Annotated in this window: 8 protein-coding genes and 5 pseudogenes; 10 read left to right on the top strand and 3 right to left on the bottom strand. The window is 40.7% G+C overall.

Annotated features, from left to right (window positions below):
• The first annotated feature begins 35 nt into the window (after window positions 1–35).
• Window positions 36–362, top strand: a complete 327-nt coding sequence (locus H5202_RS14125) for a hypothetical protein (RefSeq protein ID WP_182772634.1) — start codon at window positions 36–38, stop codon at window positions 360–362.
• Window positions 363–1,001: 639 nt separating this feature from the next.
• On the opposite strand, the pseudogene H5202_RS23985 reads toward H5202_RS14125, so the two are convergent.
• Window positions 1,002–1,109, bottom strand: a pseudogene (locus tag H5202_RS23985) (IS982 family transposase); the annotation flags it as partial.
• 377 nt (window positions 1,110–1,486) lie between these two features.
• Between H5202_RS23985 and H5202_RS14115 the strand changes: the two are divergent.
• The 4 genes and pseudogenes from H5202_RS14115 (at window position 1,487) to H5202_RS14100 (ending at window position 4,471) form a co-directional block, all read left to right on the top strand.
• On the top strand, window positions 1,487–1,729 hold the full coding sequence (locus tag H5202_RS14115; RefSeq protein WP_182772633.1) for a type II toxin-antitoxin system RelB/DinJ family antitoxin: 243 nt from the start codon (window positions 1,487–1,489) through the stop codon (window positions 1,727–1,729).
• A gap of 115 nt (window positions 1,730–1,844) precedes the next feature.
• Window positions 1,845–2,360 (top strand): annotated as a pseudogene (locus H5202_RS14110) (IS630 family transposase); the annotation flags it as partial.
• Window positions 2,361–2,708: 348 nt separating this feature from the next.
• Window positions 2,709–4,058, top strand: coding sequence for a type II toxin-antitoxin system HipA family toxin (locus H5202_RS14105; protein WP_182772632.1), 1,350 nt, complete (start codon window positions 2,709–2,711; stop codon window positions 4,056–4,058).
• Window positions 4,055–4,471: a helix-turn-helix domain-containing protein gene (locus H5202_RS14100; protein WP_182772631.1), complete on the top strand. Its 417-nt coding sequence runs from the start codon at window positions 4,055–4,057 to the stop codon at window positions 4,469–4,471. Before H5202_RS14105 ends, H5202_RS14100 begins: the two co-directional genes overlap by 4 nt.
• Window positions 4,472–4,682: 211 nt before the next feature.
• Here H5202_RS14100 and H5202_RS14095 read toward each other — a convergent pair whose 3' ends face one another.
• The gene (locus H5202_RS14095) at window positions 4,683–5,993 is read right to left on the bottom strand and encodes a type II toxin-antitoxin system HipA family toxin (RefSeq protein ID WP_182772630.1); all 1,311 of its coding nucleotides are present in this window, start codon (window positions 5,991–5,993) and stop codon (window positions 4,683–4,685) included.
• Window positions 5,993–6,274, bottom strand: a complete 282-nt coding sequence (locus H5202_RS14090; RefSeq protein WP_182772629.1) for a helix-turn-helix domain-containing protein — start codon at window positions 6,272–6,274, stop codon at window positions 5,993–5,995. Before H5202_RS14090 ends, H5202_RS14095 begins: the two co-directional genes overlap by 1 nt.
• A gap of 150 nt (window positions 6,275–6,424) precedes the next feature.
• Between H5202_RS14090 and tnpA the strand changes: the two are divergent.
• The 5 genes and pseudogenes from tnpA to H5202_RS14065 all read left to right on the top strand — a co-directional run.
• Window positions 6,425–6,748: pseudogene (tnpA, locus tag H5202_RS24795) on the top strand (IS200/IS605 family transposase); the annotation flags it as partial.
• Window positions 6,749–6,980: 232 nt separating this feature from the next.
• Window positions 6,981–7,517: a type IV toxin-antitoxin system AbiEi family antitoxin gene (abiEi, locus tag H5202_RS14080; protein ID WP_182772628.1), complete on the top strand. Its 537-nt coding sequence runs from the start codon at window positions 6,981–6,983 to the stop codon at window positions 7,515–7,517.
• The gene (locus H5202_RS14075) at window positions 7,507–8,427 is read left to right on the top strand and encodes a nucleotidyl transferase AbiEii/AbiGii toxin family protein (protein ID WP_182772627.1); all 921 of its coding nucleotides are present in this window, start codon (window positions 7,507–7,509) and stop codon (window positions 8,425–8,427) included. Before abiEi ends, H5202_RS14075 begins: the two co-directional genes overlap by 11 nt.
• Window positions 8,428–8,592: 165 nt before the next feature.
• Window positions 8,593–8,877 (top strand): annotated as a pseudogene (locus H5202_RS14070) (transposase); the annotation flags it as partial.
• A pseudogene (locus tag H5202_RS14065) lies at window positions 8,874–9,704 on the top strand (DUF4143 domain-containing protein); the annotation flags it as partial. The pseudogenes H5202_RS14070 and H5202_RS14065, both read left to right, overlap by 4 nt.
• Window positions 9,705–9,839: the final 135 nt, after the last annotated feature.

Genomic DNA, 9,839 nt, shown 5'->3' with positions numbered 1-9,839 from the left:
GGTAATAAATACATTTTATATTGGGTATACCGAACATGAGTAAAAAGCCGATATCGATGGACTCTTTAAACATTAAGATAGCAAACACTCAAGACTTAGGTACTTGCGAGGGGCGACTGTTCGATAATATTGTTGACGTTGTAGATGAGGATAAAGCTATTTTTCTCAAAGAAAGCTCAGATATGCGTATTGGTGTCAGAGAAGTGTTGGCGGCATGCCAGATATCGAATTCTGCCGAGCATAAGCTAGCCTTGAAGCGAATTGAGCAAATATGGAATGCAGAACCTAATACAGAACAGGGAAATGAACTAGATGATTTGGTTGAAATTGTTTGCCATTATGAAGAGCAATTTTTGAGCTAGATGTGAGGGGGACTGCATTCTCTGTCAGGTTACGCATAGACTGTGATCCTTTTAATGGGTTTAGGTAAGAATGAGATGACCGCTCAACCTCATACAACTCATGAAGATGCATGATTTGTTCAGAAGATTAGCCCAATACAAAATAACGGTTAACTTGTGGATTGATCGACAAGTAACTGTGCCATAGGTTGGGTGTTACATGACATTGAATGGCTTGTGTTGGATCTTCCTCAATCAGCCTAATGGCAGATCTCGCAAGGGTTTATCAATCACTTCAATCATAGATTTGATCAGCGGCAAATGCGCTTTTTCTTTCGTCCATACTTCTTAGAAACCTTCCACTGTTTGCTTAACAGGATCCAGCACCCGCTTTTCTGGCAACATGGCATTGGCCGCTAAATGCGATAATTCATCCAAAGTAAACTCACTGAATTTTTTACTCCGACTAACCTTTAACGCAGACAGACATTCGATCGGCTTGGTTTAATCAACATTGGGTAGCAAATAACCATTATAAGTTTGTTGCGTAAGTTTACTAAAGGGTGATTTTTAATCACTATCGTATTAAAATACTTATCAACGTAAACTCACTGATTTACACTAAACCAATATTCATACCTTAAGTAACCTCAGATCGGTTTAAGCCATAACAGAAATCGCATTGAAATCGACATCAGAGATATTACATTGTGGCTTACTTTCTTTGAGTGGATATGCGATTAAACCGCCAACCACATTCAACACAAACAGCTAAGCGATTGATTTTAAGCAGCTTTACCCTAATAAGTTATGGCTATTTTACCGATTTTTATCAAGGCAAGGTTTGAAAATAAGCCAGTCACGAGTATGTTAATGTAATGCTCTGCTAATTCTGATCTAGAAAAACTCCAATGACTCATTGTTACCTCTAATTACACGCAATTATCTAACTTATGTGTAATTATACGAAAGACAGGTAAATATGTGTAATTTGATTTATACCTATTCAATTAATTATTGTCTGAAGGTGACAAATAATATTATCACTATCGCATTCACCTATGAATAAAATTGGTTGAACCACGATTTTCCAGTCACTGCAAAATCATACCGTGAAATTACATTTGTAAGTACGGAGTCAGATTATGGGAACCATTAATATTCGTGTCGATGATGAGCTAAAAACACGCTCTTATGCGGCCTTGGAAAAACTTGGTGTGACGCCATCAGAGTTGCTACGACAAACATTAGAATATGTAGCGCAAAGAGGGGCACTGCCATTTAAGTCTGTACTGTTAACCGATGGGGACCAAGCCCTTATAGCGTTAGCAAAGGCTCGCTTGGCCGATCCACAACCTGGCGTGAAGGTTACTTTGGATGACCTATGAATTAGAGTATTATACCCCGAGCTTTGAAGGAATGGCACAAGTTGGGTGATATCGCTGCTCTTATGAAATCATTGAGTACATCTGGAAAACCCACGAGATCCGTTTCTCCATTCCAGGTTTAAACAAGTGGCTTCATCAACAAAACTTCAGTTACAAATACCCTAAAGGCTTACCTCATAAGTTTGATGAAGAAAAGCAAGCCGTTTTTATTGAGGAACATACCAAGCTTAAATCCCAAGCGGTTGATGAACCTATATTATTTATGAATGCGATGCACCCAACTCAAGCGACAAAGGTTAGTTGTGGCTGGATAAAAACAGGATATGATAAAGCGCTAGAAACCACAGGAAGTCGTACTCGACTAAACCTTGTAGGCGCGATTGATTTGAATAACTTAGCCGCCGCTCAAGTGAAGTGTTACGATAAGGTAAATGGCGATACTTTTCAGCATTTCTTCGAGGAGATAAGAGAATATAACGGCAGTGACCAGCGCATTCACTTAATATTAGATGGTGCAGGTTATCATCGAGCCGAGGGGGTAAAAAAGAAAGCGAAAGAGCTCAATATCGAACTTCATTATCTACCGCCTTACAGTCCGAATTTAAACCCAATAGAGCGCTTGTGGAAGATCTGTCAATCAGATAGTTAAGGTTGATTAGGTATCGCAACCCATAAATATACTATCCGTTTTTGACAATTAGAGAACCTCACAGCAGTGTATGACTCAAGCACGTTATAACATTTAGCTGCCTGATAGATTATACAAAGGAAAAAGCCTAGCAGATGAAGTTTGTCCTCTGGCGAGCTTACGAGTTCCTAGGATCACGCTCTTTTACTTAGGGCGTTCTGTGGTCATAAACTGGTGCTTGACTTTTTGAGCATGAATCGTGTCAATAAATAGTGTAATAGCCATTTTATGTGCTAATATTGTTTCAATAAATTAGTTTTACACTCTTTATTGAACCGAAATGGATGCATTATGCCTAAAGCAATTACAATTCAAATTAACTACGCTTTTGAGTGGCATGATGTTGCGACTATCGAGTTTGCAGAACACCTTGATTCAAGCTTTTGTCGACTGGACTATGAAACAGATCATGTGTTTACACACTATAATGATTTTGCAGAAACCGCAACCAGCGTCACTTTGCCAAACGACACCATGCCCTATCGAAATAATACAAACTGGTTTCGTTTTTTAGATGACATTATTCCCGCAGGCTCAAGTCGTAAATATTGGCTACGAACACTGCGCTTGCTCGATGAAGATAAGCTTACCAGGAATTTTATCCTGTTATCTCAAGGTACTATCGCACCGATAGGCAATATCAGAGTGAAAGAGTCGGTACCTGCTATTATTATTAACCCAATACCAGTAACGTTTAGCGTTGAGGATGTCTGTAGGCTTGAAGTCGACTTTATCGAATACGCACAGGCAAATGGAGCCGCTGCCGGCGGTGCGTCTGGTGCTGGTGGTGCGGCGCCTAAATTACTTCTTCGTTGTGATCCAGATGACAGAGTGTGGATCGATACCTTTCAAGATAATCCAAGTAATCTAGACACCCGATACTTAGTTAAATTTCCAAGAGGAAGTGCAAGTATCGACCACGATATTTTAAGGGCTGAGTTTCACTTCTATCACGAACTTAACGCGTTAGGTTTCGATACTATACCCACTGATGAAATGCGGTTGATGGAGAGCGAGCGAGGTCCATCACTGTGGTTGCCAAGGTTCGATGTTGCAACAATAGGCAATAAACAGCAATTGCTTGGTATGGAGTCAGTTTACTCTGTCTTAGATATTGCTCCAGCGACTATGATGGAGCATGGCGAGGTGATCCGCGCTTTGATAGAAGTGTTTACTTTAAAAAGCGATAACAGTGAAACAACAACGTTTCTCGATGTAGAGGATGGAATAGCAGCGTTTGTTATCGAGTGGGTTCGCAGGGACTTGCTTAATATTGCTTTTGGTAATTCCGATAATCACGGTCGTAATACGTCATTCATCAAGCAGAACAATCGCGTATCCCTCGCGCCTATCTACGACTTTGCCCCCATGAAAGCCGATCCAGAAGTGATATCAAGGACTTTTATATGGGGGGCGGGCCTTGAATTAGGTGGACAATATGACTTTGTTAAAATCGCTAATAGTCTTGCAGATCTTATTGAACCAAAAGCCCTTTTAGATGCATTGGCTCAAACAGCAATAGAATTAGTTGAACTCAAGCAAAGGCTGGGAAACCGAGGTGTTCCCCAGTCTATTCTCTCTTTCCCAAGTATGGGGTATGAAAATTTAGAGAAGAAATTCAAAACCTGGAAACTACTATGACAGAAAAGGCCAAAATGTTAGCCCAAGATAATCGTCATGGCCGACTACCACTTGCTGCTAAGCGTAAAAAATTGCCGAGCTCTGTCAAAGATGAGCTTATGAAAAGTATTTGTATTGAGCTTATTACCAGTCAGATCTCGACGGGTAAGGCTTTGCAAAGGTTGCGTACTGAAATGCTATTCGCTAATCAAGAGCAATATGCCAAAATGGTTGGCATTACAAGGAAGGCATTATCTGAGATTGAGGGAGATAAATCGAAAGCTAGCGCATTCGTTTTAGGTAAAGCCCTAAGGGGGGTTGGACTGGAGTTATTGGTCTTACCAAGAGATAAGTTTTTACAGGGTGAAATCATCAGTTATAAAAGCGCAACTGATGGTTCTGGCGCAAAAGCATACCAGGATGATGATTTGTAGGGATCTAGCAGGGCGCTTCACTTCTAAGCCCGTCCTCAGGCGAGCTTGCGAGTTCCTAGGACCTTCAGTCGCTGCTAAGAGGAAGGTTGAAAGCAGTGATGACAAACACTGCGCCATTTTCCACCTGGTGGAATTTCTGGGTTAGTAATCAAAGTTTGGTGTGGGAACTGAGAAAAAAAGCAACCTAGTCTTTAAAACAAGAAGCCAATTGCTATTTAAGTAGTCGTCTAGATCTATCCTGTAAGCCATCAAGAATTGTATCCCTTATATGCACTGGAAAATCTTGAGGTAATTGTAATTTAACTTTAGTGATGACTGAGTCAACTGAATTGGCTATCTCATTCATGATGTCCGCCATAGTTGCAGTATCAAAGCCAACGGCTTTTGCGGTTTGAATAAAGTGCCTTGGGAAGATCTGTGCTATTTGGTACTTCTTATCTCTTGTCGCTTTGAGCCCCATAGCCAGCTTTGCATCGCGAATATTTAACCCTTTACCCCCGAGCACAGGATACAAAGATAAAATATCGTAAAAAGGGGTTAGTCGATATCCACCACCCGCCTCAATAAAAAGTGAGAAATTTTTAGCGTGACCATCGGTTGCCGCTAATAGCCAAAACAGTACCTGAGACTTCATGAAGTTAACTCGATCTTGCTCTGAATTGGTGGAGCCTAATAAAGATGACATAATCTGCTCAATATCGGGGCCGCCGTGGCTTTCATATTTTCTCGCTAGCGGAATGTTTAATGCTTGGCAAAAATCCTCTTGGGGCAAACGCATAATCCATTTACCATCAGATGAGAGCCTACGGTCAAAGCGTTCCACAGCAAGCGCTTTAACATCACCCACTTTAATGACCGAGCACTGCGGTACATCTAAGCCAAACTCCCTCATTATCATCATACATAAGTATTCATTTTCAACGCTGTCAGACATATCAAGAGTATGTGAATGACTCTGTATCGAACCTATGGGCAGCTTAATGATGTGCGTTGTCGGGGTCGCCTTAATAGGAAGCCGCCACTGTCCATCTAGATTAAGTAAGGCCGTTTTTTCTTGGGCACCTGCTATCGATATTCGAAAGTCATCTTCATCGGTTAACATGCCTAGTGGAATATCCGACTGATAACCCTTTAACACTCTTTCCAATTCTTGATCCGATAAGGGTTTAGACTCAATTTTTTTAATATCAAACGGCTGTTGATCATGCGGTACGAGCTGCAATGCACCGACACTGTCTTGGCCGACTTTAGCCAATAAATCGAACGCTTGGGTCGATTGAGCATTATGGCGAACAACAATTCTGTTTCTCACCTCAATATTATCTGGGAGTAGATTATCGAAGAAATTGTAAACCTCATCACCTTTATACGCTTGCTTACGCAGTGGCATAGACAAAGAGATGGGACGACTGCTAGAGGTATCTAACCATTGCTGTTCATACTTAAACAGATGGGAGCCTGTGGTCGATTTAGTTAACTCTCCGACTAGGTAACCATTCATATAAACATCAAGGATAGCCATTACCACTCCTCCTTCCATTCTTGCTCAGTCGGTATGGCTTTATCATCTACAAGCTCACCCCCTAACTCTGGGTTTCTAACCTTAATGTCTAGCTCAAGGTTTAATGCCGATAATATCTTAAACAGCGTTTCTATTTTAGTAGAGTCAGGGTTCTGCTCAAAGCTAGAAACCGTATCCTGACGAATGCCGACCTTACTAGCCGCTTTACTTTGCGATAGCTTCATATTTAGCCGTGCATCTTTAAGATACGCGCTAAGCTGCTTTGAGTTCGTCACCTTCATAATCACTTTACCTATATAAACAGTTCCAATATCATTTTACACGCTACAGCAGGTAAATCAAGTTTTACACGCTAGAACCGTTAAAGCAATCTTTACACGCTATAGGCGTTAAAGATGTAATTACATACTAACGCGTGTTGCCATAAATGTTTTACGGCAGAGATCCTTGATGCGCTAAAGGTTATTTGTGAGAAGCAATGTGAATCATGGGAGGTTGGTTTATTAGAGTTTGGCGGGGAAGCGGCTCATATCCACTTAATGTTGGAGTTCAACCCCACCTTGCAGCCCTCTAAATTTATTAACAGTCTAAAAACGGTTACCAGCCGACTGATCAGAAAACAATATGCAGCGCATATGAAGGCGTATTACGGGAAGCCTGCTTTATGGTCAAGGGCTTATTGCTTACTAACCGCTGGCGGTGCTCCACTGGAAACATTGAAGGCGTATATACAAAACCAAGACAGGCCAACATAGCTTTGCTATGTACGCTATCCATCTCCCACCAAACGCTCCTTAGCTATGGTTGGAGAATTCCGCTACAAACAAACACAAAATAAACTGACTAAGTCCATTTAGTAATAGCTCCAGAATCAAGTCTACAATTATGACACTTTTTAGCGTCATTTTTGTTAACTTGCACCATGCCAGAATTAAGTCTACAATTGTGACATGTTTAAATGTCATTCGTGATGACTAGAGGCGTATTGTGAAAAAGGCTGAGGCAATTAAAAAGCTCATAGAATATGACAAGCGTGGCCGCTGTGTTTTTACTAGTTCAGATCTGGCCAAAATCTTTCATCAAGATAATGAGCGAGCATTGCGGGCGGGAATTAAACGTTTGCAAGACGATGGCTTACTCACTCGAATCATTAATGGTGTGTACTTATACAATTTAGCGCAGTCGAAAGGGATCAATACGTTGGAGCAAATTGCTAAAACTATTCGACGTGGAGAATATAACTACATTAGCTTGGAATCTGCACTTTCTGATTTTGGTGTTATTTCGCAAATTCCAGTAGATCGGTTAACTGTTATGACAACGGGACGTTCCGGTGAATTCAAAACACCTTTAGGTACAATTGAATTTACGCATACGAAACGAGACCCGATGGACATTCTAGATAATACCAGTTTAGTTGGTAGACCACTTAGGTTAGCGACGAAACAAACTGCATACAGAGACTTAAAACGAGTTGGCCGAAATACACATTTAGTAAGCAAGGAAGGACTATATGGGAATTAATCAAGAAAATTTCGCGCAATTGGTGAATAAAGCAATGCAGGTTGAACATGTATCTCACATGCGATCTGTGATAGAGAAAGAGCTCTTACATTACGACATTTTATTTGCGTTAGAGAAAGGTGGGCTTCTAGACAAACTGACCTTTCAAGGTGGCACTTCGTTACGACTGTGTTATGGGGGCAATCGTTTTAGCGAAGATCTGGACTTTGCTGGCGGGAAAGATTTCAGCTCAGCAATGTTAGCAGACATGAAATATTGTATAGAAAAGTACATTGGCGAGCGGTACGGGCTTGAAGTGACGGTAAAAGAGCCAAAGGAGCTAAAGCAAGATCCTAAATATGCGGAATTGAGCATTGATAAGTGGCAAATAGCAGTCGTGACTTCTCCTGAGAGAAAAGACCTACCAAAACAGAAGATTAAAGTAGAAGTGGCAAACATTCCAGCCTATACGAAAGAACCTCAACCTCTTCAAATAAACTATGATTTTTTGCCTGATGGATATAGTGATACGTTAATTTTGACGGAGAGCTTGGATGAAGTCATGGCGGATAAGATCATTTCTTTACCTGCCACTACGAGATATGTCCGTCATCGAGATATATGGGATTTAGCGTGGTTACAGCAGCAAGGCGCGACACTCAATATGGACTTAGTGAAAAACAAGGTGTCAGATTATAAACTTGAGCAATTCGACAAAATGTTGGAAAACTTTCTCGAACGACTTCCTGATATTGTGTCTAGTGAAGCGTTTATTGCAGAAATGAAACGTTTCTTACCAACAGATGTATTTGCTAGAACCCTGGCTCAGGATAAATTTCAAGTCTACTTGCGAAATACGTTGACGAAACTGTTCAAAACTGTGAGTAACGAATTACTAGGCAAAGTCACTACTACTGAATTTAGAATGTAAAAAGTGGATGAGCTAACTGGATTTTCAATAAAAATATCTTTTTACTCAAGAGGACTATCAAACATTAAAGGCCCCAGAGCTTCTTGAAAAGCGAGACTGTAACTAATTTTGTGTAACTGCTTATCAACACGTACTCTATTGAGAGTTAAGGATAGGCAGATAATCATGAACAAAAAAGATATTGAAGCTTTTGCTAAAGAAGCAGCTAAAAGCATTAAAACACCAGAAGACTTAAATCAATTTAGTCAGATGCTCAAGAAGATAACCGTCGAGGCCGCTCTTAATGCCGAAATGGATGAGCATCTGGGTTATGAGAAACATCATAAATCCACTTCATCTAATAGCCGTAACGGTAAAACCAGCAAGCGCATTCAAACTGAAGATGGCCAGTTTGAACTTGATACACCGCGAGACCGTGAAGGCAGTTTCGAACCTCAGTTAGTTAAAAAACCTTTGATAGTCAAGCAAGCACACCGGCAGTGCATACTAAATTGATGAATAAACTAACAGACTATTTTTTTACCGGTGGTATGCCGGAAGCCGTTTCGGCTTGGTATCAGTTAAAAGATTCAAGCATTTTAGAGCGTGTTGAAAAAGTCACTAAAATTCATGCCGATTTAGTTGAAGGTTATCGCCGAGATTTTGGTAAGTATGCGGGCAAGGTCGATGCCACACTGATTGAATCTGTGTTTAATAGCATTCCAAATTGGGAGCGATGAGTCCGTTAACGCTTTAAATTTAAACATGTGCATGAACGTAAATCTCGTTATAGCGATTTTGAAACCGCAATTCATTGGCTTAACTGTTGCCGCTTAGCCTTGCCAAACTACCCTATTGAAGGATTGCCGAAATCACCTCTGGCGACCTATAAAAAAGTAAATATGGTTAAACTGTTTATGTTTGATGTGGGTCTGCTCAATCATATGCTAGGCAGTAGTTATAAAGAGATTAAGCAACAAAACTACGAATACAAAGGCTATGTGGCAGAAAACTTTGTACAACAAGAGCTCACTGCCATTGGCGTTGACCCAAGTTATTCATGGAATGACGCCCGCGCCGAAATCGAATTTATTTTGGCAACCGATGAAGGCGATATCATCCCTGTTGAAGTCAAAAGTGGTAAACGTACAAGAGCAAAATCGCTGGCATCCTACGTTGAAAAATGTACTCCAAGTAAAACCTTTAAGTTAACTGGCACACAAGGCTCATCAGCGTTAGAACAAACCAATATTGTGATGCCCTTGTATTTCACGCAGTATTTACCACAGAGATGGTAAAAGAGCGTTGCCTAGAATCACGAGGTCTACACAAAGTTACTTTATAGGTGACAATCTGTAGGCCTTGATGCCTGCCATTCGACACTTATGAACGACCATATTAAAGTTTGATAAAAATTTATATCATCATCAACG

Origin of the sequence: Shewanella sp. SG41-4, assembly GCF_014164505.1 — a bacterium.
GTDB lineage: Bacteria > Pseudomonadota > Gammaproteobacteria > Enterobacterales > Shewanellaceae > Shewanella.
The sequence above is the reverse complement of the archived record's forward strand: the minus strand, read 5'-3'. Positions and strand labels throughout refer to the sequence as shown.